31 protein-coding genes are annotated in these 25704 nt (G+C 58.5%); 3 read left to right on the forward strand and 28 right to left on the reverse strand.

Going from position 1 to position 25704, the window contains the following annotated elements; translation table 11 throughout:
• Nucleotides 1-73: 73 nt before the first annotated feature.
• The 24 genes from BM235_RS11375 to BM235_RS11485 form a co-directional block, all read right to left on the reverse strand.
• Complete coding sequence (locus BM235_RS11375; RefSeq protein ID WP_255374317.1) at nucleotides 74-1222, reverse strand: sugar ABC transporter substrate-binding protein; 1149 nt, start codon at nucleotides 1220-1222, stop codon at nucleotides 74-76.
• Between the two features lie 229 nt (nucleotides 1223-1451).
• Nucleotides 1452-2930 (reverse strand): stage IV sporulation protein A, encoded by a 1479-nt coding sequence (gene spoIVA / locus BM235_RS11380; RefSeq protein WP_090112865.1) that lies wholly within the window; start codon nucleotides 2928-2930, stop codon nucleotides 1452-1454.
• A gap of 260 nt (nucleotides 2931-3190) precedes the next feature.
• Nucleotides 3191-3943 (reverse strand): hypothetical protein, encoded by a 753-nt coding sequence (locus BM235_RS11385; RefSeq protein ID WP_090112867.1) that lies wholly within the window; start codon nucleotides 3941-3943, stop codon nucleotides 3191-3193.
• A gap of 43 nt (nucleotides 3944-3986) precedes the next feature.
• Nucleotides 3987-4346 carry a 2Fe-2S iron-sulfur cluster-binding protein gene (locus tag BM235_RS11390; RefSeq protein WP_090112869.1) on the reverse strand — a complete coding sequence of 120 codons (360 nt, stop codon included), beginning with the start codon at nucleotides 4344-4346 and terminating at the stop codon, nucleotides 3987-3989.
• Complete coding sequence (locus tag BM235_RS11395; protein ID WP_090112870.1) at nucleotides 4336-4965, reverse strand: nucleotidyltransferase family protein; 630 nt, start codon at nucleotides 4963-4965, stop codon at nucleotides 4336-4338. The genes BM235_RS11390 and BM235_RS11395 overlap by 11 nt, the downstream gene beginning before the upstream one ends.
• A gap of 12 nt (nucleotides 4966-4977) precedes the next feature.
• Complete coding sequence (locus BM235_RS11400) at nucleotides 4978-5274, reverse strand: 2Fe-2S iron-sulfur cluster-binding protein (protein WP_090112872.1); 297 nt, start codon at nucleotides 5272-5274, stop codon at nucleotides 4978-4980.
• 30 nt (nucleotides 5275-5304) lie between these two features.
• The gene (locus BM235_RS11405; RefSeq protein ID WP_090112874.1) at nucleotides 5305-5484 is read right to left on the reverse strand and encodes a DUF2768 family protein; all 180 of its coding nucleotides are present in this window, start codon (nucleotides 5482-5484) and stop codon (nucleotides 5305-5307) included.
• Nucleotides 5485-5674: 190 nt separating this feature from the next.
• On the reverse strand, nucleotides 5675-6295 hold the full coding sequence (locus BM235_RS11410; RefSeq protein WP_255374318.1) for a nitroreductase family protein: 621 nt from the start codon (nucleotides 6293-6295) through the stop codon (nucleotides 5675-5677).
• 179 nt (nucleotides 6296-6474) lie between these two features.
• Nucleotides 6475-6750, reverse strand: a complete 276-nt coding sequence (locus BM235_RS11415; RefSeq protein WP_090112876.1) for a stage VI sporulation protein F — start codon at nucleotides 6748-6750, stop codon at nucleotides 6475-6477.
• Nucleotides 6751-6839: 89 nt separating this feature from the next.
• Nucleotides 6840-7874, reverse strand: a complete 1035-nt coding sequence (locus tag BM235_RS11420) for an NAD(P)H-dependent glycerol-3-phosphate dehydrogenase (protein ID WP_090112888.1) — start codon at nucleotides 7872-7874, stop codon at nucleotides 6840-6842.
• Nucleotides 7864-8484, reverse strand: a complete 621-nt coding sequence (gene plsY / locus BM235_RS11425; protein ID WP_090112890.1) for a glycerol-3-phosphate 1-O-acyltransferase PlsY — start codon at nucleotides 8482-8484, stop codon at nucleotides 7864-7866. Before plsY ends, BM235_RS11420 begins: the two co-directional genes overlap by 11 nt.
• A gap of 12 nt (nucleotides 8485-8496) precedes the next feature.
• On the reverse strand, nucleotides 8497-9819 hold the full coding sequence (gene der, locus BM235_RS11430) for a ribosome biogenesis GTPase Der (RefSeq protein WP_090112892.1): 1323 nt from the start codon (nucleotides 9817-9819) through the stop codon (nucleotides 8497-8499).
• A 105-nt stretch (nucleotides 9820-9924) separates the two neighbouring features.
• The gene (locus tag BM235_RS11435) at nucleotides 9925-10104 is read right to left on the reverse strand and encodes a capping complex subunit for YIEGIA (RefSeq protein WP_090112894.1); all 180 of its coding nucleotides are present in this window, start codon (nucleotides 10102-10104) and stop codon (nucleotides 9925-9927) included.
• Nucleotides 10097-11017 carry a YIEGIA family protein gene (locus BM235_RS11440; RefSeq protein ID WP_090112896.1) on the reverse strand — a complete coding sequence of 307 codons (921 nt, stop codon included), beginning with the start codon at nucleotides 11015-11017 and terminating at the stop codon, nucleotides 10097-10099. The genes BM235_RS11435 and BM235_RS11440 overlap by 8 nt, the downstream gene beginning before the upstream one ends.
• A 140-nt stretch (nucleotides 11018-11157) precedes the next feature.
• The gene (gene rpsA, locus BM235_RS11445) at nucleotides 11158-12399 is read right to left on the reverse strand and encodes a 30S ribosomal protein S1 (protein ID WP_090112898.1); all 1242 of its coding nucleotides are present in this window, start codon (nucleotides 12397-12399) and stop codon (nucleotides 11158-11160) included.
• A 114-nt stretch (nucleotides 12400-12513) separates the two neighbouring features.
• Nucleotides 12514-13101 carry a lysophospholipid acyltransferase family protein gene (locus BM235_RS11450; protein WP_090112900.1) on the reverse strand — a complete coding sequence of 196 codons (588 nt, stop codon included), beginning with the start codon at nucleotides 13099-13101 and terminating at the stop codon, nucleotides 12514-12516.
• 3 nt (nucleotides 13102-13104) lie between these two features.
• Entirely contained in the window at nucleotides 13105-13809 is a 705-nt protein-coding gene (cmk, locus tag BM235_RS11455) for a (d)CMP kinase (protein ID WP_090112901.1), read from the reverse strand.
• Between the two features lie 212 nt (nucleotides 13810-14021).
• On the reverse strand, nucleotides 14022-14216 hold the full coding sequence (locus BM235_RS11460; RefSeq protein WP_090112904.1) for a hypothetical protein: 195 nt from the start codon (nucleotides 14214-14216) through the stop codon (nucleotides 14022-14024).
• A gap of 21 nt (nucleotides 14217-14237) precedes the next feature.
• Nucleotides 14238-14894 carry a flagellar brake protein gene (locus BM235_RS11465; protein WP_143106670.1) on the reverse strand — a complete coding sequence of 219 codons (657 nt, stop codon included), beginning with the start codon at nucleotides 14892-14894 and terminating at the stop codon, nucleotides 14238-14240.
• 174 nt (nucleotides 14895-15068) lie between these two features.
• A complete protein-coding gene (gene ypeB / locus BM235_RS11470) occupies nucleotides 15069-16448 on the reverse strand; it encodes a germination protein YpeB (protein ID WP_090112908.1) in 1380 nt (459 codons plus the stop codon).
• Nucleotides 16449-16512: 64 nt separating this feature from the next.
• Nucleotides 16513-16671: a hypothetical protein gene (locus BM235_RS32035; protein ID WP_158543733.1), complete on the reverse strand. Its 159-nt coding sequence runs from the start codon at nucleotides 16669-16671 to the stop codon at nucleotides 16513-16515.
• A 55-nt stretch (nucleotides 16672-16726) separates the two neighbouring features.
• Complete coding sequence (gene prsW / locus BM235_RS11475; protein WP_090112910.1) at nucleotides 16727-17416, reverse strand: glutamic-type intramembrane protease PrsW; 690 nt, start codon at nucleotides 17414-17416, stop codon at nucleotides 16727-16729.
• Nucleotides 17417-17520: 104 nt separating this feature from the next.
• Entirely contained in the window at nucleotides 17521-18123 is a 603-nt protein-coding gene (locus tag BM235_RS11480; RefSeq protein WP_090112912.1) for a genetic competence negative regulator, read from the reverse strand.
• A 248-nt stretch (nucleotides 18124-18371) separates the two neighbouring features.
• Nucleotides 18372-18719: a hypothetical protein gene (locus BM235_RS11485; RefSeq protein WP_090112914.1), complete on the reverse strand. Its 348-nt coding sequence runs from the start codon at nucleotides 18717-18719 to the stop codon at nucleotides 18372-18374.
• Between the two features lie 179 nt (nucleotides 18720-18898).
• Between BM235_RS11485 and BM235_RS11490 the strand changes: the two genes are divergently transcribed.
• Nucleotides 18899-19789, forward strand: coding sequence for a polysaccharide deacetylase family protein (locus BM235_RS11490; RefSeq protein ID WP_090112916.1), 891 nt, complete (start codon nucleotides 18899-18901; stop codon nucleotides 19787-19789).
• Nucleotides 19790-19846: 57 nt separating this feature from the next.
• Here the strand turns inward: BM235_RS11490 and BM235_RS11495 are convergent, their stop codons facing one another.
• Nucleotides 19847-20152, reverse strand: coding sequence for a hypothetical protein (locus tag BM235_RS11495; protein ID WP_090112918.1), 306 nt, complete (start codon nucleotides 20150-20152; stop codon nucleotides 19847-19849).
• Nucleotides 20152-20748, reverse strand: a complete 597-nt coding sequence (locus tag BM235_RS11500; protein WP_090112920.1) for a CPBP family intramembrane glutamic endopeptidase — start codon at nucleotides 20746-20748, stop codon at nucleotides 20152-20154. Before BM235_RS11500 ends, BM235_RS11495 begins: the two co-directional genes overlap by 1 nt.
• Nucleotides 20749-20842: 94 nt before the next feature.
• On the opposite strand from BM235_RS11500, the gene BM235_RS11505 reads away from it, so the two are divergent.
• On the forward strand, nucleotides 20843-21766 hold the full coding sequence (locus BM235_RS11505) for a hypothetical protein (RefSeq protein ID WP_090112922.1): 924 nt from the start codon (nucleotides 20843-20845) through the stop codon (nucleotides 21764-21766).
• Between the two features lie 182 nt (nucleotides 21767-21948).
• Entirely contained in the window at nucleotides 21949-23541 is a 1593-nt protein-coding gene (gene serA / locus BM235_RS11510; protein WP_090112924.1) for a phosphoglycerate dehydrogenase, read from the forward strand.
• A gap of 52 nt (nucleotides 23542-23593) precedes the next feature.
• Here serA and BM235_RS11515 read toward each other — a convergent pair whose 3' ends face one another.
• Nucleotides 23594-24190, reverse strand: a complete 597-nt coding sequence (locus BM235_RS11515) for a chorismate mutase family protein (protein ID WP_090112926.1) — start codon at nucleotides 24188-24190, stop codon at nucleotides 23594-23596.
• A gap of 81 nt (nucleotides 24191-24271) precedes the next feature.
• Nucleotides 24272-25702: a HAMP domain-containing sensor histidine kinase gene (locus tag BM235_RS11520; protein WP_090112928.1), complete on the reverse strand. Its 1431-nt coding sequence runs from the start codon at nucleotides 25700-25702 to the stop codon at nucleotides 24272-24274.
• Between the last annotated feature and the right edge of the window lie 2 nt (nucleotides 25703-25704).

Here is a 25704-nt window from a genome sequence, read left to right on the forward strand (position 1 = left end):
TCGATATATCTCTCCGATCGCAATACAGGACGGCGCGGTCAGAATCCCGCGCCGTCCTCGTGCCTACCCTATTTTACTTGGCGCCGACGGATTGCTCAAGCGCCTTGAGGTAATCCGTGTTGCCGGTGTCGCTCGCGCCCCATCCGTCCACGTATTGGGACAGATCGGCGGTCGTTACTTTCTTGTCCGTCGGCAGCGCGTCGCGGCTCACGTATACGGAGTCGAGCTGAACCGTCGGAGGCGTTTCGTCGCCGTGCAGCTTTTGGTACAGGTAACGGACTTGGACTTGACCGATCGATGCCGGATCGACGGCCGCGGAAGCGACCCAAGGGCTCGCCGGATCTTGAATCAGCGCGAGGTCTTCGTCGCTCAGGTCGATGCCGTAAATCTTGATCTCGTCGCGACCGGCTTGCTTGACCGCATTGGCCGCGCCTTTGGCGAATTCGTCCCAAGCCGCCCAGATGGCGGTGATGCTGCCCTTTTCCGGATATTGCTTGAGGATCGCTTCGGTCTTCGTCTGCGCGTCGAGCTGCGCGCCGTCCGCGGTGCCGAACGCCGCGATTTCTTTAATGTCCGGGTTAGCGTCCAAGAATGCCTTGTAGGCGATCTGGCGGGACTCCATCGGCGGGAAGCCGGCAACCCAAATCTTGACGATGCTGCCTTTGCCGCCCGAATCCTTCGAGAGCGCCGCGAGCGTCTGCTCGGCCATCTTCTGGTCGTTCTGCGCGATGCTCGTGACGCCGGCGTTGGTCAGACCCGAGTCGAACGCCACGACCGGGATGCCGGCCGCGATCGCCTTGTCCACGCCCGCGGTCAGCGCGCCTGCGTCGCCGTGGTCGAGCAGGATGCCGTCGTACTTCTGGGTGACGGCTGCGTCAAGGTTCGTCGCCATGACGTCGAGCTTGTTGTCGGAAGGAATGACGGTCAACTGGCCGCCGAACTTCTCGACTTGCTTTTTGACGCCGTCGACGTACTGGGCGGAAAACGTGCCCGTGTTGAGGCGCATGATCAGCGCGATCTTCTTGCCCTTAAGCGCATCAGCGTCTCCGCCGGCGTCGGATGCGGAAGGCGATGCCGACCCGGATGCCGAAGCGGACGGCGATACCGATGGCGAGCCGCTGGATGCGGCATTGTTATTGTTTTTGTTGCCGCAAGCGGCCAGGAGCAGAACAAGCGCCATCGTCAGCGCGAGCCAGGTCCCAAAACGAAATTGCTTTTTCACTAGAATGGCCTCCCTAATCTATTAAATCATTCTGTAAATAAATATAATCATTATTTCCAAGTATGTCAATGGGTTTTTGTGATTATAAAACTTTCAGCAGGCATACACAAGAATCTATTTTAGGCGAACGATGTCGATATAACAAGAATAAAATAAGAACCTGTCGTCCCCCTCCGGCCCCGCAACGCAAAAAAGCCCGCGCGCCTTATACGGCGGGCGGGCTTTGCATTTAAAGGATAATGGCGATGAGTCCGCCCGAGCCTTCGTTGATGATTCGGCCTAGCGTTTCTTGCAGCTTGTAGCGGGCGTTGTCCGGCATCATGGCGATCTTGCCTTGGATGCCCTCCCGGACGATGGAGTGGAGCGAGCGCCCGAAGATGTCGGAATCCCAGATCTTGATCGGATCCTTTTCGAAGTCCTGCATCAGGTAGCGCACGAGCTCCTCGCTCTGCTTTTCCGTGCCGATGATCGGCGCGAACTCCGATTCGACGTCGACGCGGATCAAATGGATCGATGGCGCGGTCGCTTTGAGCCGGACGCCGAAGCGCGAGCCCTGCCGGATGAGCTCCGGCTCGTCGAGCTGCATCTCCGCGAGCGTCGGCGCCGCGATGCCGTAGCCGGTCGTCTTCACCATCTCGAGCGCCTCGGCGAAGCGATCGTACTCCCGCTTGGCGTGGGAGAACTCCTGCATCAGCTGCAGCAAGTGGTCCTTGCCGCGGATTTCCGTGCCGACGACCTCCTGCAGGATCCGATCGTACAGTTCATCCGGCGCGTACAGGTCGATCTCGGCGACGCCTTGGCCCATGTTGAGGCCGCTGAGGCCGGCGCGGTCGACGAAGTCGTATTCGAGGAACTGCGAGACGACGCGGTCAACGTCGCGCAGACGGCGAATGTCGCGGACGGTGTCGCGGACCGAATTTTCGTAGCTCGACCGCAGCCAGTGCTGCTCCTGCAGGACCATGACCCAGCTCGGCAGGTTGACGTTGACTTCGTGAACGGGGAACTCGTAGAGCACCTCGCGCAGAACGCCCAGCACTTCGTCCTCGCCCATCGACGCCACGCTCAGCGTGATGGCGGGTATATCGTATTTGGCGGCAAGCTCGGCGCGAAGCGCCAGCGCTTCTTCGCTTTTCGGCCTCGTCGAGTTGACGATCAGCACGAACGGCTTGCCGACCTCCTTAAGCTCTGCAATGACGCGCTCCTCCGCCTCGACGTAGGAGCTGCGCGGAATTTCCGCGATCGTACCGTCGGTCGTTACGACGACGCCCAGGGTCGAATGTTCCTGGATCACCTTCCGCGTGCCGATCTCCGCCGCTTCCTGGAAAGGAATCGCTTCCTCGAACCAAGGCGTGGTGATCATGCGAGGACCGTTTTCGTCCTCGTAGCCTTTGGCGCCCTCGACCGCATAGCCGACGCAATCGACGAGCCTCACGTTGACCTCGAGGCCTTCGCCGACCTTGATCTGAACGGCGTTGTTCGGCACGAACTTGGGCTCCGTCGTCATGATCGTACGGCCCGCCGCGCTCTGCGGCAGTTCGTCGACCGCCCTGACGCGATCCGCTTCATGTGCGATGTTCGGCAGCACGACCGTTTCCACGAATCGCTTGATAAAGGTCGATTTGCCTGTCCGGACGGCGCCGACGACCCCGAGGTAGATATCGCCGCCCGTACGTTCGGCGATATCTTTGAAAATATCCACTTTTTCCACTGAGATTCCCTCCCCTTCGTAATCGCGAAGCCTGCGGTTCCGTCAGCGCGACGGACTCGTACATGAACTTGGACTAGTATCATTGTATGTGCCATGCCGGCGAATATGACGAGAAGTCGTAATTTTTGAAGCGCCCCGCCCGCCGTTCGCTCATCCAAATGATCTTATGACAGGAAGAGAGCGCCTATGTCCGAAGAAGCAACAAAAAAACCGTTCCGCAAGCGGAACGGTTCGGCTCGGCCATCGATGGCCGTGGCACATTATTTAAGATAAGCCCGCGGCTCGCCGTCGACCAAGCGATATACCGGCGATTTGACGGGGACGTAAAACGACTCGTCCGCCAGCAGCGCTCGCAGATCGTCCGCCTCGCTCGGCTTGGCTTGCGACTTTTCCAAAGCCTTGACGATATCGATGCCGTAATCCGCGTAGACGGTGCTGCCCGGATCGATCATGAGCTCGAGCACCCGGCCGGTGTACATGCTGCGGATAGCCGGATCGTCGATGCCGAGCGCCTTGTAATCGATGCTGCGGAAGTCCGGATACAGCTCGTCCGATACCGGCTGTTTCCCTTTATGCTTGAGCACGTAAGCGTTCACCTTCGACTGGACCGCGCCGATCGCCTGATAGACGGCCAGGTTCAGCAGCTTCACTTTGGGATCGCTTTCCTCGTCGATGATGAGAAATTGGCCGGAGCCGCCGCTCTCGAACGCTTCCTTCGGAATATCAGTTACGTAGCCCATCCGCTTCAGCTTGGCGAAGTCGAGACGGAACTTCTCGTATGGCGGCGTCCCCTCCGAAGCATTTTCGATCGGCAGGAGCCCCGTGTCCTTGCGGTAGCTGTCGACCGCGGCCTGGACGGCGCTCACCGCTTCCTTGGCCGACACTTGATTCGAAGGCGTGTATTCGTCCGGATACAAGCAGCCTGCCAGCGGCAGCAGCGCAAGCGCGACTGCGAACATGGCAGCTCGCTTAGCCGCCAGTCGGCCGTTAATCATCCATTGCGTTATGTTCAAGTCCAAAAGCCCCCCGTGTACGCCTTTATTATCGGCTTGTCGTTTACCATAGATCGTCCGAGCGCTGCCGTTCAAGCTGCCTGCGAACGGCTGCCTTGAGCGGGTCCTCGGGAATCTCGACCCGAAGAGAGCGTCGGACCCGAGCCTGGCATGACAACCTGACGCCCTGTTCCAGCAGCGGACCGAGCTTGCGCCGCTCAGCTTCCGTCGGCAGCGTGAGCGCGTCCTCGTATGCCGGAGGCACGTCCACCTTGCACATGAGGCAGCCGGCCACGCCGCCGCATCGCGTGCGCACCGACGCCCTCGCCCTTCTGGACGCTTCGAGCAATGTCGTGCCCGGCCTGACGTTCGCCACTTGCCCTTCCGGTCCGAACTCGACTTCGCAGCCGCCTTTATCGCCCATCGTCAGCGCCCTCCTCCGGCTTCGCGGCCGTTAGTCGCCGCAGCTCGCTCCTTATGTCGCCGGACAGCGACTGTCTCGCGGCTAGCCGCTGAAGCGCAGGCAGGTGCGCTTCCGGCTCGTTCCGGATTAGCCGGGCCGCTTCGAGCGCGCGGTCCCGGCGCTCGCGCAGCAGGTTAAAAATCAGTTCATGCCCGAGCGGCATAAGGCGGATCGGCCGGGCGCCATCGTATGGCGTCCAATCGTCCCCATGCGCGTATAAAAAGGCGTCGACTTCGGTCCGATAGCGAGAGCCGGGCGCTTGAACCTCGAAATCCCCCACAAGCTCGATCGTCACGCCGCCGTACCTGTAATGGGACAGCAGCGAACGATAGCGTCCCGTCTCGTCCCAAGCCGGAACGTCCGAGGCCCAGCCGGCTACTCGTTCATGAAGAGCGGCGGCAGCGGCGGCATCCGCATAAATGTCCAGGTCTCTCGGCGCCGAAGCGAGCCGCGCTCCCCGAAGCGCGAGTCCGGCGCTGCCTCCGACCACCCAGCGCGCGTCGCAGTCCCCGGTCAACGCCGCAAAAGCGGACAGTGCGCGCAGGAAGTCCTCGTCCGCTCCCGCTCCTACCATCGGCATGTCTTCAGCTCCTTAAAAGTACGTCCGGTTGACGGCCGAAATCGTGCCGCCCGCCGTCTCGATTCGCGCCTGACAGCCAAGTCGAAAGCCCGCATCCAGCTCGTCCGGTCCGAGACGGTCCCATTCGGCGTCGGTCGATTCCTCCAGATGCTCGCCGCCTTCCGTAACAAGACAGCGGCAGCGCGCGCAGGTCCCCCTCGAGCAATTGAACTGCCAATCGACGCCCGCGCCAAGCGCAAGCTCCAGCAGCGTAGCGCCGACTCGCGGCTCGAGACGCGCTTCGATCGTTCTACCTTTTAACGTCAGCATCGCCAATTCCTCCGGCTTGATTCTTCGTTGTCAGATGATCGATATAAGTCCGCACACCATGCCGACGAGCAGCATGATGAAGGAGACGAAGGAGATCGCGATGCGCAGCGCGCCCTTGGTCTTCGCCCTGGCGAGCATGATCAGCACCGCCGACAACACCATAAGTCCGATGCCGACGAACGACACCCACATTTTCATCATCGGATCCATTGCAAGATAACAGTCCCTTCCCTAACCCTGCAGCCATATGTATAACGAGGACCCTCGCGCGTAGACGCGAACGGCCGGTTTTCGATCCTATAAAACGGAACATATTATACCACATTCTAGGGTGACAATCGCGTTTCGGGCGCAAAAATGACGAAAACCGCCGTTGCTTCGCTCCGGCGGCCTCTCGCTTTTATTTAAAAATCTTGATTCTTTCCTCCAGCGGCTTGAACGTTTTCTCCCCCGGCTGCGCGACCGGTTTGCCGAACGGCATTTGCGCGATCAGCAACCAGCTGTCGGGCAATCCCCAGGTCCGCTTGACCTCTTCGTCGACGAGCGGATTGTAGTGCTGCAGGGAGGCGCCGAAGCCTTCCGTCTCGAGGGCCGTCCACACGACGAACTGATGCATGCCGGAAGAATGCGCCGACCACTTCGGGAAATTGTCCTTGTAGGACGCGAATTGCTGCTGCAAGCCTTCAATGACCGTCTGATCCTCGAAAAAGAGCACGGTGCCGTACCCGGCGGCGAAAGCGTTCATCTTGTCCTGCGTCGCTTTGAATTGCTCAGGGTCTGAGACGATTTTGCGAAGCGTCTCCGTCGTGATGTTCCAAAATTTCTTGTGCTCCTGCTTCAGCAGCAGCACGACTCTGGCGCTCTGGGAGTTAAACGAAGACGGCGTATGCTTGACCGCTTCCTTAATAATCTCCTCGATCCGCTCGTCCGGCACGACCGCTTCGTCGCTGATGCCGTAGAAGCTGCGACGCTGTCTGACGGCTGCCAGAAAGTGGTCGCGGACGTTCGTATCCATCGTCATGGCAGTCTGTCTCCCCTTCCGGCATTCGGTTTGAATTGATTCTGCTTCAGGTTGCCCGATTGCGCGAATTCAATGAATGGGATGCTTCGCCAGCTTGAAGCCATTCACGTTCTAAGACGCCGGACATGCGAAAAAGCCCCGCTCCCCGTGCAAGGGAGGGGGCTATCGCGGCTTCGCCTTTATTTTTTGAGCATCATTTTCATAAGTCCTTCGAGATTGCCGATGTTCAATCCGCTTTTTTTGACGGCGCCTACGATCTCCTTGATCGTGTCTTCCGATACCGGCACGCCCGCCGTGCCCGATACCTGCTTGATCAGCTGGCGGATTTGCGCTTCGTTTTGCATGATGTCCGGGGACACCTTTTGCGCGATTTTTTTGAGCGACGCTTCCGTTACGGGCTTGCCCGTCTTCTTGCTGACCGAATTAAGAACATCCTTGGAGATCTTCTTGTCCATGCTTCCCCTCCTCCGCAACTCATGCTTTGTATCCTATGAAGCACGGGGGGCGGCGGTGTGGGCTGGCATGAAGACGGGTGCGGCATTCGTTATGTACGGTTGAAAAGAACGGTCTCTTCGATCTCGTGCGTACGCACTCTTCCCATGAGCGCTTCTACCGCTTGCAGCGGAGCCTTTCCTTCGAAGAGCACCGCGTGGAGCTGCGCCGTGATCGGCATCTCGACGCCGTACTGGACGGCAAGCTTGGAGGCCGCGAGCGTCGTGCGGACGCCTTCGACGACCATCCCGATCCGCTCTTGGACCTCTTCGTAGCCAAGCCCCTGTGCCAGCAGCTCGCCCGCGCGATAGTTGCGGCTGTGTCTGCTCGTGCATGTCGCGATCAAGTCGCCTACGCCGGCGAGGCCCGCGAACGTCAGCATATGGGCGCCCATGGCGGACCCCAATCGGCCGATCTCGGCCAGGCCGCGGGTGACGAGCGCGGATTTGGCGTTGACGCCGAAGCCGAGACCGTCCGACAAGCCTGCGCCTAGGCCGATGATATTTTTGATGGCGCCAGCGGTCTCCGCGCCGATGTAGTCGGGATTCGTATAGACGCGGAAATAGGCATCGTTGATAAATAAATCCTGGGCGGCTTCCGCCTGCTCCAGCTCGCTGGCGGCGACGACGACCGTCGTCGGCAATCGGAGGACGACCTCTTCGGCATGGCTCGGCCCGGACAGCACGACGATCGAGCCTTCGGCGCGTCCCAGCTCTTCGGAGAGCACTTGGGACATCCGCTTTAAGCTGCCTGTCTCAAATCCTTTGGTCGCATGAACGACGAGCGCGCCCGGCTTGAGATGAGGCACGGCCGCCTTCGCGACCTCGCGCATGGCCGAGGATGGCGCCACGAACACGACGGCATCCGCTTCGCGAAGCGCCTCGGCCATGTCCGTCGTCGCCCGAAGCGACCTGGGCAGTTCGGCATCCTTCAAGTATTTGCGGTTCGTATGGGATTCGTTGATCTCTTCCGCTTGGGCGGCACCGCGCGTCCATACTTTGACTTGGTGGCCGTTGTCCGCGAGCACGCAGGCGAGCGCCGTGCCCCAGCTGCCGGCTACCAGGACGGTAACTTGGCTAGATGCCATGCGAATCCTCCTTCTTCTTGGCGCCGATTTTGTTCTCGGTACCGTTCATCAGCTTGACGATATTTTTGCGGTGACGGACGATGGCCAGCAGCGCTAATACGAGCGCCCCAAAAAAAACGGGACCGATCTCGCCCGCCAAGCCGAGAATGACCGGTACGAGCATGGCAAAAACCATCGATCCGAGCGATACGTACCGCGTAATAACGATAAGGATAATGGCTACGACGCCCGCTGCGACGACAGGCAGCGGCGCCAGGTAGATGAGTGCGCCCACTGTCGTCGCAATGCCTTTCCCGCCTTTGAAGCGGAAATAAAGCGGCCAGTTGTGCCCGGCGATCGAAGCCAGCCCGCAAGCGACCGCGAGCCAGGAGCCTTGCTCCCCGGCGATCGCTTGGCCGAGTGCGACGGCAACGAGCCCCTTGGCGATGTCCAGCAGGAAAACGGCGATCGCCGGTCCTTTGCCGAGTACGCGAAGCGTATTCGTCGCGCCGGCGTTGCCGCTGCCATGCTGGCGGATATCGATCTTGCGCAGCCAGCGGGCGAACAGGATGCTGAAGGAGACGGAACCGAGCAAATAACTGACGACGACGGCGATGACGGCTGGCAGCAATTCGGTTCTCTCCTATTCCTGATCGGACTTGCGACGCGTGAAGAGGCGCAGCGGCGTGCCCTCGAAGTCGAACGCGGCCCGAATCTTGTTTTCCAAATAACGCTCGTACGAGAAATGCATCAATTCCGGATCGTTCACGAAAATAAGAATCGTCGGCGGTTTGACGGACACTTGCGTGGCGTAGTTCACGCGCAGCCTGCGTCCTTTGTCCGTCGGCGGCGGCGTGATCGCCACCGCGTCCGCGACGACGTCGTTGAGCAGATGCGTCGGCACGCGCATCGCGTGCTGCTCGGCGACTCGATCGATGACGGGCAGCAGGCGGTGCAGCCTGGACTTCGTCAGCGCGGAAAGGAATACGATCGGCGCATAAGACATGAACAGGAAGTGATCGCGGATCGTATTGGTAAAGTGCTGCATCGTCTTGTCGTCCTTCTCGACGACGTCCCACTTGTTGACGACGAAGACGGATGCCTTGCCCATCTCGTGAGCGTATCCCGCGATATGCTTGTCCTGTTCGATGATGCCTTCTTCGCCGTTGATGACGACGAGCACAACGTCCGCGCGCTCGATGGCTTTCATCGACCGCATGACGCTGTACTTCTCGGTCGTCTCGTACACCTTGCCCCGCTTGCGCATGCCGGCGGTGTCGATCAGGACGTAGCGCTGGTCGTCCTTCGCGAACGGCGTATCGATCGCGTCGCGCGTCGTGCCCGCGATCTCGCTGACGATGACGCGCTCCTCGCCCAGGATGGCGTTCACGAGCGAGGACTTGCCGACGTTCGGACGTCCGATGAGCGCGACCTTGATCACATCGTCGTCGTACTCCTGGTCTTCGCCGGCAGGCAGACGCTCCACGCAAGCCTCGAGCAGGTCGCCGATCCCGATGCCATGCGAACCCGAGAGCGCGATCGGATCGCCGAATCCAAGACTGTAAAATTCGTAAATGTCGTCCATGCGTTGAAGGTTGTCCACCTTGTTCACGGCAACGACGACCGGCTTGCCCGAACGGAACAAAATTTGGGCGACCTCTTCGTCCGCGTTCGTAACGCCCGACTTGGCGTCGGCCATAAACACGATGAGATCCGCCTCTTCGATCGCGAGCTCAGCCTGCATACGGACGAGACGAAGCATGCCGTCTTCGCCGTCGATCTCGATACCGCCGGTATCGATAACGCTGAAGCTGCGGCCGTTCCACTCGCCGGTGCCGTAGATACGGTCGCGCGTAATGCCCGGCTTATCTTCGACGATGGCCAGGCGGTCACCGATTATGCGATTAAAAATCGTCGACTTCCCCACGTTGGGACGTCCTACGATGGCAATGACAGGTCTTGCCATGCTTTCACTCCTTAAGGGATTCCTCTGAATCATACAAAGAGTATCATAACAAAAATACCCCGCCTTGGCTAACGGTACCTCTGCATGCGCGCACCGGCGCGTTCGCTAATGCCGATCGACGATCATAAACAGGCCGTCCTTCAATTTATGAGCGGCGCAGTCCAGTATTTTTTCCAGCATATTCGCCAAGTTTTGCAGCTCCTCCTCCGACTTTGCGATCAATGCGGCTGAGCCTTCGGATATATTGGTCGGATCCGTCGTCACGAGCATGACGATTTTAGCCATGGGCGGGCTCTCCCTTCGTCTTGTTGGCCTTCGTAGGCCTGCGGACCGCCGATTCGAGCAGCGGGACGTCGCGCATCGCTTTTAGCGCCTTTTCCATCCCATGTTCCCTAGGCAGAATCAGCACGCCAAGCGCCCCGGTATCCAAATCGAGCTTCGCGATCGGCAAAAGGGAAGGTTCTCCGTCATCCCTATACACGCCGAGCCTTGTCGACAAATCGTGCAGGATCGCCTGCCTAAGACCTAAGTTAGAAAGGGTTACTTTCGCATCATCGCTCACGGGCGTGAGGATAAAGCCGATCGCCTGCTTTCGGATGATCTCGAGGTCCGATTCGAGCCCGACATTCATCATATAGACCGTTCCGACCGTAACGCTCGCGTTTTCCGCCTTCACCGGCGCGAACGATACTTCCGCGACATCCTTGATCGTTTTCCCTTTCATGAACCGCAGCACGACTCCGATGCATACGATCCCAAGCAGCACGCCCCAGATCCAGCCGAATATCGTCGCCGCAAAGCTCACCAGAAGCGCAGTCGCTATCGACAAATAGTTTCGTCCTTCGAAAACGACGGCAATGCCCTCAATATAGGTCGCGCCGCGCGGGACGAGCTCCTGGTGATCGATTGCGGTCAGCGTTCCCCTCTCCATGTTGCGCACTTCCCTGAATTGCTGCGCCGCGAGCGACAAAAACGTGATCGCCGTATAATCCTTGCTCATCAGCGCGGGAACGGCAACCGCGCCTAAGGCGCCGGCGATGAGCCCGAGCGCTAGATGTATGATTTTGCCGTGCGGATAGGCCGGGTACTGCCTGTAATCGCTACGCAGCATGACGACGCGTGCCAAAAAACCGAATAACGTGCCTAACGTCACGCCGATCAGTTCGTGATGGCCGGCCAGCCACTTTGCCGTAATCATGACCTTCTCCTCCTCTAGCCCGATTCCTTTCCATTCCTTAGTATGCGCAGCTTAATCGTCCTCAAAAGGATCATTTTCGAGACGCAAAAAGGCGCTGCAGAAAAGCTTCTGCAGCGCCTGTCGTCTATGTGGTTCGTTTTTTACTTGAACTTGCTCAGCTTGTCGCCGAACTTCTCGGCAAGCGTGAAGCTCATGCTTTCCGGAGCCGGGATGTTTGCTTCTTCGCGTCTGCCTCTCGGTTCGCGCGGCGCACGCTCTTGTTGAGCAGGCGCTTCTTCGGTCTCCTTGATGGAGAGCGATACGCGCTTCTCGGCCGGGTTGAAGTCCAAAATTTTCGCTTGAACTTCTTGGCCTTCCTTCAGCACTTCATGCGGCGTAGCGACGTGACGGTGCGCGATCTGGGAGATGTGCACGAGGCCTTCGACGCCAGGCGCGATCTCGACGAATGCGCCGAAGCTCACGAGACGCTTCACGACGCCGGTGACGACATCGCCGGTATTGAACTTGCCGTTGACCGATTCCCACGGACCCGGTTGAGCGGCCTTGATGCTCAGCTTGATCTTGCCGATCGACGTGTCGACGCTCAGAACCTTCACGTTGACCTTTTGGCCTTCGGAAACGACGTCGGCCGGATGCGCCACGTGGTTCCAGGCGATCTCGGAAACGTGAACCAGTCCGTCTACGCCGCCGATATCGACGAACGCGCCGAACGGAGTCAGGCGCTGAACCGTGCCTTCGAGCACTTGACCCGGTTGCAGGGATGCCATAACCGATTGCTTTTGCGCTTCGTAATCGGCTTCGAGCACTTCCTTCGCCGACAAAATCACTTTGTTGTTTTCGCGGTCGATTTCCTTCACTTTTACGCGAAGCGTACGACCCTTGTAATCGGAGAAATCTTCGACGAAGGTGCGTGCGACCATCGAGGCCGGGATAAAGCCGCGAACGCCTACGTCGGCGACCAGGCCGCCCTTGACGACGTCGGCAACCGTAACTTCGAACGCTTCGCCGTTATCGAATTTGCTTTGGAGATCATCCCATGCCTTCGCGCCGTCGATTTGACGCTTAGAAAGGACGAGGCTTGCCTTTTCGTCATTGATGCTGACGACCTTCGCTTCTACTTCCTGGCCGATCTGAACGGCGTCGGAGGCATTCTCCAGGTTGACGTTGGAGAGCTCGCGAAGCGGGATGACACCGTCGTATTTATATCCAAGGCTTACATAAGCTTGGTTGTCTTCGATTTTAACGATGGTTCCCTTCACGGTATCGCCCTTCTTCAGCGATACGACGTTCTCCAGCTCGTCTTGCGTTACCGTCTCTGCGGCATTGTCGGCAGCGACAGGCTCCTGCGCGGCGGATTCCTGGACATTGATTTCTTCAGACATGGAAATAACCTCCTCAGTTCTACCACAACTTTATTTAAACCCGCGACGCGGGGTTTAAATCACTTAAGTATAAAAATAGGACGAATGACCGTAGTATGCTCCGGAAGAATTAAATTATTGCGCGGGCTTGCCGGTATTCAGCATTTCCTTGATCTTCGACATCAGCAGCTCGGTAGCGGCTTCTTGGGCTTCCGGCGAACCGTCGCCCGCAAGCTTCTCCATATCGAGCGGCGCCCCGTACACGGCCTTCATTTTCGTAAAGGGACGATAGCTGCCGACAAGCGCTACCGGCACGACTGCCGAACCGGCGCGCAGCGCCATGCTCATCGCGCCCCGCTTGCCCATGAGACCGACGTCTTTGCGCGTCCCTTCGGGGAAGATCCCCATCACTTTTCCTTCGCGCAGAATGCCGATCGCCGTGCGGATCGCCTCTTTGCTGACGCCGCCTCGTTTTACCGGAAAAGCGCCCAGGTTCGCAATCAGCGCGCCTAAGCCCGGAATGTTGAACAGCTCCGCCTTCGCCATATAGTGGACCTTGCGTTCGACGCCGATTCCGAGCGCGATCGGATCGAGGAGGCTCGTATGGTTGCTGGCCAGGATCACGCCGCCCTCAGCGGGAATCCGCGACGCGCCTATGGCTTCAAAGCGGTACAGCAGCTTGAACAGGACTCTCAGCAGCAATCTCGCAAATCGGTAAAGCATCGGTCAATTCTCCCTTGCGGCGATCGCCTGCGCGGCCTTAAGGCCGAGCGATACGATCTCGTCCACGATCTCGGCGATCGAGCGCCCCGTCGAATCGATCAGCAAGGCGTCCGCGGCCTGACGCAACGGCGCGATATCGCGCTCGCTGTCCATCCGGTCGCGTAAAGCGATCTCTTCTTCGAGCTGATCGAGCGTTAAGCCGGGCTTTTCCCCAAGCTCCAAAAACCTGCGTGTCGCGCGCTCCCGCGGCGAAGCGGTCAAGAAAACCTTGAGCTCGGCGTCGGGAAGGACATGCGTCCCGATGTCGCGGCCGTCCATGACGACGCCCTTGGCGGCAGCCATCAGGCGCTGAAGCTCGGACATGCGGGTCCGGACGGCGGCATTCGCGGAAACGAGCGAGACGGACGCCGTCACTTCGCGCGTGCGAATCAAGCCCGTGACGTCCTTGCCGTCCGCCAGTACGATCTGGCCCCCTTCGCCGGGAAGCAGCGAGATGTCGAGTCCCGACGCGAGCGATGCCAAGCCGTCCTCGTCGTCCAACCGAAGCCCGCGGGACTGCGCGACGAAGGTGACGGCGCGGTACATGGCGCCCGTGTCCACGTAAACGTATTGAAGCTCGCTGGCGACCAGCCTGGCGACCGTGCTCTTGCCCGCTCCGGCCGGTCCGTCGATCGCGATGTTGATGCGGTGCGGATAACGTTCATTCATGAAGTAGCAACAAGCCTCCTAGAGCGCACAAACATTGATGCATCCGGTCGATTAGACAAGAGGTCCATCGGCCTGCGGCAAGGCGGAGACGAAGCTGCTCGGCAACGCCTGCTTAAGCATAAAACCAGCCGGCGACCGCCTGCGCACGAATGAACAAATTATACCACAGCATATATTCAGATGCAAAAAAGGCAAGCCGAATAGACGTGGGTCTATCCGGCTTCATAAGGTATTCCTTCGGCGCGTTCGGCGGGGACGATCAGCGTTCTGATCTCGGGTACGCGCAGCAGCAGCTGCGCGATTACGAGCAAGATCGCGCCGGCCAAAACCGCCGTGCGCAAGTATAAGTCGACGCGCTCCGCCGCCCGTCCGCGATCCGAACGCCTGCGGTCTCCTTCGCCGTTCATGACGCCACTGCCCCTCTACGCCTAATCTTTTCTGCGCTCGAGCTGCTTTTCGAAGCAATACCGGATGATCTTCTGCTGGTCGGTATCCTGGATGTCCTGAAACCGCATCATGACCAAATTGTGATGCGGCTCGACGGGTACGATCCGGACGATCTCGGCTTCGAATTGCGCATGCGAGACGGCGCCGGATTTATAGTTCAACAGCAGCCAGCAGCTTGCTTTCATATTCGGCGTGATCGGCCACTTGCGGTCGCACCTGAACGATACGCCGCCGCCGCCGACATCGTCGGTCAGCGCCGTAAACCGCAGCTTCTCCCCGAGACGGACGGCAATCTCGAGCTGCGCTTCGACGCGAAGGAAGCTTCTGCGCTGCTCCCTGGTGATTTCATCCGGATCGGGCTTCGGAATGACCAGCTGGCTGATGCCTTCCCTGCGTATCGAATGGACGTGGGCGCCGAACTGGTGCTTGACGCCCTCGGACGTAAAGTATGTAAGCTTGAGTTCGTCCCCGGGCTGGGTCCGATGAAGCCTGCGCGTCTGCTCGTCGATGGGGATATCCACGTACAAAAACCGCTCGTCCGCGTCCGTGACCCGTGATCTGAGCATGTCTGGCGCCCCGCCGTCGTTGGTCGCCGCATGGGGCTGAATGTAGAGCATTTGACCTATCTTGGGAAGCACGCTGCACCTCCATGCGACTGCTGTATAATGTCGAATAAATGCGAACCTCGTTCTAAAGTTCGTATTATCCTTTGCATTATAGCACGATCGCTTGTCCGGCGGCAGATGCCAGGCGGTCAAAATAGTTGAAATCGGCCGGACCGCTTACCGGTCCGGCGCGTTCAGCCGGAAAGGCTACAAAATCGCCCTTGCCGAATCCGGGATTTGTTCGACCTTCTCTTCGATGCCCGTGTCCGCATTAACGTATATGCGATACTGCGCCCCGTTGATTTTGCCCGTATATTCGTGGCACAGCACTTCTTTGTCTTCGTCGTTCTCGATGACGGCCAGATGATGGCCGGTTACCTGGAGTTTCGGATGAAGCACCGACTTGGCTTTGACTTCGTCGACGGACGCTTTGCCGACGGCGATGCCGGCTTCGTGGTAGACATGGTCGGCCGCTTGCAGGCCGACGGCCTCCCCGTTGTCCAGCGCGATCCGCACGGTCACTTTGTCGGGATAGATCAACACGCCGTTTTTCTCGGCTACGAAGGTGAATACCGCGACATGATCGTATTCGTCGTACGTGACCGGCGCCATGGAAGGATAGCCCTTCTCCTTCAAAAATTCGATCGCCTTCTGTTTGGCGGCTCCGACGCTTAAACTCCGAGTCTTGACGACGCGCGGATTCATGAACCACAGCAGCTTGCCGCCTTTTGCAGCAAAGTCCATAACGATCCGCGGCTTTCCTGCTTCCCTGGACACACCCTTATCCGCGCTCACGGTGGCCGTGTAGGTCGGATGATCCGTTTTGGCTCCGTTTTCGGTGATCTTAATCTCGCGGCCTGTATCCAGCGAAGCGATGCCTAGGAAATCGCGCGCATTGCGGCGAGCCTCCTCCGCAGAGATCCTCGGCCCCGAGACATGGCCGTGCGCGCGCTGAAGATGCTGGGAAGCGGATGAAGGTCCCCAGTCGTTTTCCGGATAGGAGGATACCTTTTTGTCCACGGTCTTGAAGCCGTCGATAATGGAATTGTCGGCCGTTTGATCGGCGCTCGCGATCGCGACCTCGACGTCCATCCACCGGAGATGGTCCGATAGGACCGCATCCTGAACTTTGCCCAGTTCCTTGTTGATATCGGCCGCTTTGGCGTAAAGGGACTGCATCGTTTGCGTCTCTTTGTCGGACAACGGCTCCTTCGTAAGGTCCCGGACCGACGTCCGGTACGCAAAATCGGAAATGCGAGTCAAAAAGTTTTCCGCTTGATTAAAAGGCAGCAACGTAAGCGGGAGTTGATTCACCTCGTTTTGCGCCTGGCTCGTGAGCCGCCACACGTTGACCAGTCCTTTGCGCTGCATGCGGTAAGAGGCGCTGTTCACCGCAAGCGTCTTGCCGAGCTGTTCCTGCAAGCTGCCCATATGGTTCGTCAGATCGTGGAATGCCCGCTGGTATTGGTTTTCCGCCTTGATCAGCACCGCGTTTTTCTCTTGATGCTCCTGGTATCCCCAAAAAACGGCGCCCGCGAACAGCAGCGCGCAAAGCGGAAACATTACTGCGCTCAAGCGTTTGTACATAAAAAACGGCCCCTTTCATTCCCAGACTACGGATTGCCGTTAGTGTGGGTATGAGGAGCCGCCTTTATGCATGCGTTTCTTCGATGTCGAATCGGTCCGCGTTGCCGCAGACGCACTGCCTGAACCCGGTATCGACCTTTCCGCGTTCCCGCTTGCCCCGCAAAATGAACTTTTCCCCGCAGGACTTGCATCTGATCGTCACTTTGACGCGCACGCTGTTCAATGGTTTCCCTCGCTCCCGGAACTATTAAATACCATTATGTCCAAATTCCGGGGCCTTAACCGCCTTCTTCGCGATGCATGAGCCTGAACGGAGAGACGTCGTTCGCGCTTTGGACGTACCGGATGCCGCGGAACCAAAGCAGAAGCATGAACGGCACGATGATCCACATCCACGTCCTGGGCAGCGACTGCATCAAAAAGTCGTAAATGCCGTGCCAAGCGATAGGCAGCACGAACGCCATCGACTGGAACAAGCGGGCTTGTTTGCCCTTGGAGAACTTCGCTTTGCCCATGAAGTAACCCATCACGACGCCGAACAGCGCGTGTCCGGATACCGGCAGCAGCGCGCGGACGAGCAGCGAGCCGAAGGTGGCAGGCTCGGCGAACGCGTACATCACGTTTTCGATCGTCGCGAACCCCAGCGAAACCGCGGTCGCGTACACGATTCCGTCGTACGGCTCGTCGAACTCGGTATGATTGAAGACGATATGATAGAGAACGAACCATTTGAAAAACTCTTCGACGCCGGCGGAGATGACGAAAGAGAACGCAAAGGGCGATTCGCCGAGCCAGATCATGAGCCCCCGCTGCACGATCATGATCGGCAGCACGATCAACGCCCCGGTCACGAACATTTTGGACACCATCGACAGCGGTTCCGTATCGTATCGGTCTTTCCAGTAAAAATAGGCGAGTAAAGCGAGGCCGGGCGCGATAGCCGCAGCCAGCACGGAGAAGATCAGCACGGCGAATCCCCTCCTTTCCTTCTGGTATCATAAGCGCAAAAAAGGACAGCCGCATTAAAAACGATCGCCGTTTTTATGCAGCATGTCCGTCTGGGAGCGCCGATTCAGGCGAAATGCTCCGTCAGCACTTGCACGGCATGGGCCGGGATTACCAACTGACCGTATTCTTCAAGCACGGCAGGCGTCACGGAGGTCGCGTCGCCGTATTCCGCGAGAATCGCGATAAGGGCGTTGTCGTTCGCGTTTTCGCCGGTGGACGGATCGAAGCACAAAATCCAATGGTTCTGGTATTTGTACATCCTGCCCTCGTCCGTGATCTGGGACTTCAGCATCTTCGCGGCGCCGATCGCGTCCTCGATGTCCCGGAACCGATATATGATGGCTTCGCTCTGTTCAAGCGTGACTTCCATTTCGTACACTTCTTCGTCGAGCTCTTCCTCGGCGCCAGCCTCGGTATCCCTCTCCATTTTGCCCCTCGTGACGATGACGACCATGCCTTGCGCGGGCATCGCGAACACCTCGACCGCCAGCGGGCCGGAAGCGTCGAAGCCAAGCTCGCTGTAAGCCTGATCCATCATTTCGCTGAAGAGCTCGTGAACTTTCGGAATTTCCCGCCACATGTCTTCCTTCTGGATCCCGCGTTCCGACAGATCGTCAAAGGTAAGGAAAATCCTAATCTTGTCTTGGCTAAGCCGCTCCATCCTCATGACAGGATCCTCCCTTCTGCACACGATGGGTGATAACAGCGTATGACGCGGCAGGCGATACGTGTGTATTTTGTGCTTTAACATATGTTATCACTTCTACCCTCGAAATGCACTAGCCAAAACCCACAATTTTAACTATAGAATGAACCGCTGACGCGACTTTTTCGGGCTGAAGGCGAGTCTGGCATAAAAAAACGGCGTCTGGCGCCTCCCTTCCGGGAATGCGCCGCGACGCCGCCGCGGGCCGTTTAAATCCGATGCTGTCCGCTCTCCGCGAGAATCTCGTTTACGTCTTCGCGTACGCCGGGATCTTTGGAGACGATGCTCGCGATCTCTCCGAGGCTGTCCCGGTCGGAATTTCTAGACGCCGTTCTCTTGAGGCTTTCGTTTGCTTGTTCGCCTCTGCGTTCGACATGATCCGAGCCGAAGCGCATGTCAAACATTTTGCCGATCGCGCCTTCTTTCATGCCGAAGGAGCGGTTTTTAAGCTCGCGGCCGAGCATGCCGGCAGCGACGGACAACTTCGGACTGCGGCGAATCGCGACAGTCAGCGCCGCGCCCACGATGCCGCCTATGACGAACGTAGCCATCTTCATGCTATCGCCTCCTCTACACGATTTTTGACCGCTGGTAAGCCTAACGCGAATCCACGCTTAGTTTGGCCTGCGCGAACCGTGTCATCCCGCTTAAATTCAGGAAGAAGATTGGACGCCTCGGGCGGCGGGTATGGTACAATCGTTAGAAGCTTCAGCTCAGCCGAAAGGAAGTCATGCACATGCCTAAAACCGCCAAAGGCTGGTGCGCCGCCGGCGTGCTGGCCGTCGCTCTGACCGCATGCGGCGGCAACGGGGACGGGGAGGCATCGCCTTCCGCCGTTCCGACCGCAGCTTCAACGCCGGCGCCCGCCTTGACAGCGTCCCCGAAGACGCCTGCTGCAGACCCGTCGCCTACCGCGTCTCCATCCGCCACGCCTTCGCCCTCGCCTTCTTCGACCGCGCCGGCAACGCCGCAGTCCGCCGAGAAGACGTACAAGATGAACAAAAATTACGATATCGTGCCGATCGACAAATCCGCGAACAGCGCAAAAGTCGTGCTTCTGACATTCGACGACGGTCCGAAGGACGAAAAAACGCTGAAGCCGATCCTCGATACGTTGGATAAACATCATGCCAAAGCGATCTTTTTCGTCAACGGCTACCGGGTCAAGGCGCACCCGGAGCTGCTCAAAGAGATTGACCGGCGCGGCCAAACGATCGGCAACCATTCGTACGAGCATATCCTGCTCGGCAAAGAAAACGCCGAATCGATCAAAGCGCAGATCGGGAAGGTCCAGGATATCGTCGAAGCGACGGTAGGCAAGCGCCCCGTGTTCTTCCGGCCGCCCAACGCTTCCGCGAACGACGACGTACACAAGATCGCGGCCGACAACGGACTCCTGTTCATGACTTGGTCGAACGGATCGTTGGACTGGACGATGTCCGGCACGAAAATCAAAGACAAAACGAAGGCGATCATCGATAACGTGACGGATCAGCTCCATGCGGGCAGCAACATTTTAATGCATGAGCTATCCTGGACGGCCGATGCGCTGGACCAGCTGCTGACTACGCTGGAAGGCAAGGGGTACGCATTCGTCGACCCTGCGGCCATCGACACCGGCTTCTGAACTTAAAAGCGACGCCTTTCCGTTTCGATGAATCGATCGGAGGCGCCGCTCTTTTTTTTAAACTGCGGAATAATGCTCGTATCCCCACCAGAGCAAAAAGCCGACAAGCCCCGAGAACAAGGCGAGCAGCAAGCGGTAAAACCATTTGCTGTAGCTTTTGCGGGCCGACGGATGCACGGCCGCCCTGGGCGGCATGCCGGTCTCGGGCAATCCCGATGCGGCCGCGGCTTCCGCAATCGCGAGCTCCAGCTGTTCGATCGACAGCGGTTCGCGATCGGCGACTTCCTTCTCGTCCGGCGACAACGCATGTCGCTTGGCTTCTACGTATTTATCCCATGCTGTCGGAAGACGCTCCTCGCTCATTACTCCTCTTCCCTCCGGTACCGAATGATGATCCCCATCGTCAGATCGACTAAAAAGTGGGTAAAAATGGGTGCCCAAATCGTTCCCGTGAACGTCATCAGCCAGCCAAGGCCGTAGCTGATGGCGAATACCATGCCCGTCGGAATCCAGTGTCGAAGGTATCTGACGTGAATGGCGGCGAATACGATGCTCGTCCAATAAGGTCCGAAGGCATGCTGGATCGCCCCGCGGAACAATAATTCTTCGCAAATGCTGACGACCGCGCACAGCAGCGCGATGTGCCACAACGGCCGATTGCGGAAGATTCGCTCGTTGACGCCGCCGTCGTCCTTCGCTTCGTCCGGTATCCACCGGGATATGCCGATGTCGAACGCGACCACAAGCGCGGCCAAGCCGGCCGCCCAATAGAGAAACGACGGCGGACCTTGAAAGCGGAATATTTCCAATATATTCTGCCCCTGAAAAAACGCCCAGGCCAATCCGATAATGAAAGTAAGCGCCTGCGTGGCGTACAAATTGATGAGCAGCATCTTATCGCTGAGTTCGTCTACGGTCACTTTTCTTAGTTTAATGTTTTTGATGTCGAATTTACGCATGTTACCTCGTCTGATGTAAATTTTTGTTATGTACGTATGCTAATCATTTCCTTATACTTAAATTAATCATGTCGATCTACACAAGGAGTCTTAAATGGAAAAACGTCTCTCACGAACGGACCTGATCTTCGCCCTGGGCTTTTTGTTTTTTCTGATCGTCGCGATCGCCGCCTTCTTCAGCGGCGTCAAAGTCGGCACCGACCGTACGGAAGCGCTCTACGCGAAGCCGGCCGGCGCCCAGGCGTCCAAAGCGGCCGAATCTCCCAATGCGTATTCCCAGCAGGATCTCGTATCCTTCTATCATAACGTATTTCAGCCGCATCGGGAATGGATGGCCGAGTGGTCCGCGGCCCGCACGCGCTGGCAGTCGGACGATACTGTCGATCGAGCTTCCTCGCTGAAGGAGCTGGCGAAGCTGGCGGCGAGCAAGTACAACGAGTCTAAAGTGACGACGGTATCCAGCCTGACGCCCGGTCTCATGAACGCGCAGAACAATTATTTGAAGAGCCTGAAGCTGTATGAGAGCAGCTTCGGACAGCTCGCGGCGCATGCCAACGAAGGTTCGGCCGCAGAAGCGCTCGCGCGCGTCTCCAAAGACGCTTACTTTACCGAGGCGGTCCGGCTCGGACTGCTCGCGCAAAGCCAATACTACGACTCGATGCTCAAGTGGGGCGCCACGGTCAATTTGTCCTTGCCCGACGCCTATGAGCTGCCGAACGTGCTCGCGAACACGGAATGGTCCAAGCTCCCGCTGCTGGTCAAGAACACGGTGACCGCGCAGTACATGTTCTTAAACCGAGCCCAGTACGATTACTTGCCGCAGGACCTGACCGCGAGGATCGACCAATTCATCAATTCGGGCCAAGCCGCCAAGATGAAACAAAAAACGATCCGTTCGATCGTCGACATGCTCAACAGCACGGACGCGATTCGCAGCGGGGACTATTTGTCCCTTAAATCCAGGTATTACGCCAAGGAGCTCGTGCCGCTGCTGCCCTTCTTCTCTTCGGACACGTAATATTACGTCGAACGGGCAGCGATTGTTCCACATTTTCCATTGCATTTTCAAGTCGCGTTGCTTTACAATAAGAATCGCCGCTTTTACGAGATCACCCTCAAAACGCTGTTGGTCCGGTAGGGCCGCGGGGGTTTTAGGGTGTTTTCTATATATTCATCACTTCGTAGTACAGGGGGATTACTATGTTTAAAGTGTTGGTATCGGATCCGATCAGCGATCTCGGCATCTCGCTCCTCGTCGAGGCAAGCGATATTTCCATCGATAAGAAAACCGGTCTGTCCGAAGACGAACTCGTCGCCATCATCGGCGAATACGACGCGCTGCTCGTACGCAGCCAGACTCGCGTCACCGAGCGGATCATGACCGCGGGCAAGTCGCTTAAGGTCATCGGCCGCGCCGGCGTCGGCGTGGACAATATCGACCTCGACGCCGCCACGAAGCGCGGCATCGTCGTCATCAACGCGCCGGACGGCAACACGATCACGACCTGCGAGCATACGTTCGCGATGATGATGGCGCTCGCTCGCCACATCCCTCAAGCCTACGCCAAGACGATCGGCGGCGAATGGGACCGCAAGTCGTTCGTCGGCGTCGAGCTTCGCAACAAGACGCTGGGCGTACTCGGCATGGGCCGGATCGGCAGCGAAGTCGCGGCGCGCGCCAAGGCGTTCGGCATGAACGTGCTCGGCTATGACCCGTTCCTTACCGAAGAACGCGCAGACAAGCTGGGCGTGACGCTGGCCACCGTCGACGAGGTCGTGCGCGGAGCCGACTTCATCACCGTCCACACCCCGCTGACGCCCGAGACTCGCCATATGATCGGCAAAGCGCAGTTCGAAGTCATTAAGCCCGGCGTACGGATCGTCAACTGTGCGCGCGGCGGCATCATCGACGAGCAAGCGCTGATCGAAGCCATCGATGCGGGACGCGTCGCGGGCGCCGCCTTCGACGTATTCGAGGAGGAGCCGCCTGCAGCCGACCATCCGTTCCTGAAGCACCCCAAGGTCATCGTCACCCCCCATCTTGGCGCTTCTACGGTCGAGGCCCAAGAAAACGTCGCGATCGACGTTTCCGAGCAGCTGCTGCACATCTTGAGAAACGAACCGTATAAAAACGCCGTCAACATGCCCCCTGTACCCGGCGACCTGCTTGCGAAGCTCGAGCCGTACTTCACGCTCGCCCGCAAGCTCGGAAGCTTCGCCGCGCAAATTACCGATGGTCCGGTCAAGGAGATCAACGTCTCTTATGCCGGCGAACTGGCCGACGTAGACACGCAGCCTTTGACGCGTCAAGTCGTACAAGGCGTGCTCGCCCATCACCTCGGCTCCGACCAAGTGAATGCGGTCAACGCCATGCACTTGGCCAAGATGCGCGAAGTCAACATCGTCACCACTAAGTCCCAGGCAGCCAAGGGTTTCACCAACCTGGTGACGGTCACGCTGAAAACCGGCCGCGAAGAACGCTCCGCCGCGGGCGCTCTGCTTAATGGCTTCGGTCCACGCATCACGCAAATCGATAAGTATCCGGTCGACGTCGAATCGCAAGGTCACCTGGTGCTGATCTCTCACCACGATAAGCCAGGTATCATCGGCCGCGTCGGCACGCTGCTCGGCACGAACGACGTCAACATCGCGACGATGCAGGTCGGCCGGAAGATCGTCGGCGGTGCCGCTATCATGGTGCTCGGCGTCGACAAAGCCGTTCCGAAGGACGTTCTGTCGCAGCTCGAAGAACTGCCGGACCTCAACTCGGCCAAGGAAATTCAGCTTATCTAACGCTTCACGATTAAAGACCGCCAGGCGATTGCGCCTGGCGGTCTTTTGCGGTTCAGACGGTAAACGAGATCGTCTTTTCTATCGGTTCTTTTTGGAATGGCTTGGCGTGCGCGGTAAAATGGAACGTAACGCCGGTCAGGTCGTCCGGCAATGCAGGGCTGACGATATATTCTTGAAAAAGGTGGCTGCCTGAGCTGCCGCCGTCGGCCTTCCTGCAGTCATAGCCTGCACCGACTTCAAGCTCGTAGAAGGTGCGGATACGCATTTCCAAAGACGCGGAAGTCTCGCTGGCATCGACATGCATGGTAACCGCGCTCGCATTGACGTACTGTCGAACGGAAGCTAAGGTGTATAACTCCCCACCAAGCTCCTGCGACAACAAGACCGGAATATATTTCCTAAATCCCTCCGGCTCGACGACTGGCCTGAATACCGATTCGTTCATCAGCAATCCGAACACCGACTTGAGAAAATCCTCGTACAGTCCCAATTCGCGCGCACGTTGTTCGACCCATTCCAGCGGCGGGAATCCGGCATGACCCCCCGATATTTCCTTTCGGTCCTTCAGAAGCCGGCATAACTGCTCGTCGATCGCTATTACGCGCTCGTCATAATGATCCGTAGGGCGCTCGAATAGCATTCGTTTCATGTATCCATCGTCTCCCGGCTTGGATTTGAAATTTATTGAATCGATGTTGGTCGATCCGCCAAAAGTTCGTCTCGTTCGCCGCTATTCCCCTGCCGGAAGCAGCAGCTTGAACTCGGTCCCTTCTCCAAGCGCGCTCGATACGCGGATCGTGCCTTCGTGCGCCTCGACCAGGTTGCGGACGATCGCAAGACCCAGTCCCGTTCCGACCTTGGAGTCGCGCTTGCGCGCCTTGTCCGCCTTGTAAAAGCGTTCGAAGATGTACGGAAGGTCCTCTGTTGGGATGCCCTCGCCTTCGTCCTTGACGACAATCTCGATTTGTCTCGCGCCTTTGTCGCCGAGCTTCGTGCACGCGCTGAGCGTGACGGACGCGCCTGACGCCGTGTGGCGCAGCGCATTGTCGAGCAGATTGGTGAGCACCTGCTCGAGCCGATCGGGATCGGCGCGCCGGAGAAGCAGGCCGCTGTCCTCGCCGGAACGAATCAGCTCGATACCCCGTTCCTTCGCCAGCGCCGAAAACTTCCGTTGTACGCGCTGCAGCAGCGCGTTCACGTCGACCTCCTGCATCGTCATGTCCAAATAACCGGCCTCCAGGCGCGCAAGGTCGAGCAAATCCTTCACTAGCCTGCCCATACGCAGCGATTCGTCGTGTATGACCTGAACCAATTCGCGCCGCTCCTCGGGCGTCTGAGCAATATCGTCGAGCAGCGCCTCGCTGTAGCCCTGCACCATCGCGACAGGCGTCCGGATTTCGTGCGACACGTTGGCGACGAAGTCCTTGCGCATCTTGTCGACCCTGAACTCTTCGGTCACGTCGCGCAGCACCGCGACCGCTCCGCCGCCGCTGCCTTCGCCGGAGGCCACCGGCGTCATGACGACCGACCATACGCCGCTTTGCACGTGGATTTTGCCGGTGTGCGTCGTGCCTTTGGAGATGAGCGTATTATAAATGTCGCGGAGCGGATCCGGCACGGTCTCCCGTTCGTCCGCTTCTCCCTCGTCTTCCCATTTAAGGCCGCGCCAAATGTCGAGCAGGTGCTGTCCCTCCGGATTCGTCAGCTTGACCCTGCCGTTCGCGTCGAACAGCAGCACCGCGTCGCTCATGCTGCGCAGAACGCCGTCGAGCTGATCGCGTTCGTGCTGGATGTCTCGGATGAGCGTGTTGAGCTCGGAGGCCATCTGGTTGAAGCTGTTGGCCAGCTCGCCGATCTCGTCCCAGGAGCGGACGACGAGTCGCGTCGAATACTCGCCCTGCGCGACCCGGTTCGCGGCCTGCTTCATCTCCCGCAGCGGCTGCGTAATCTTCGTGAGCAAGAAAAACGCGAAGAACGTCGTAAGCAAGAAGCCTACGGCGCCCGAATAAATGAATAGATGCTTGATCTCGGCCAGCGAGTCCTCGCTGACCGTCACGTCGACGATCTTCAAAAGGAACAAGCCGACCGTCGAGATGACGACGGCGACCAGCAGGATGATCGTCAGCCACAGCTTGCCGACTACGGTTCTCCAGATCGCCATCG

This window comes from Cohnella sp. OV330 (assembly GCF_900112065.1).
Taxonomy (GTDB): Bacteria; Bacillota; Bacilli; order Paenibacillales; family Paenibacillaceae; genus Cohnella.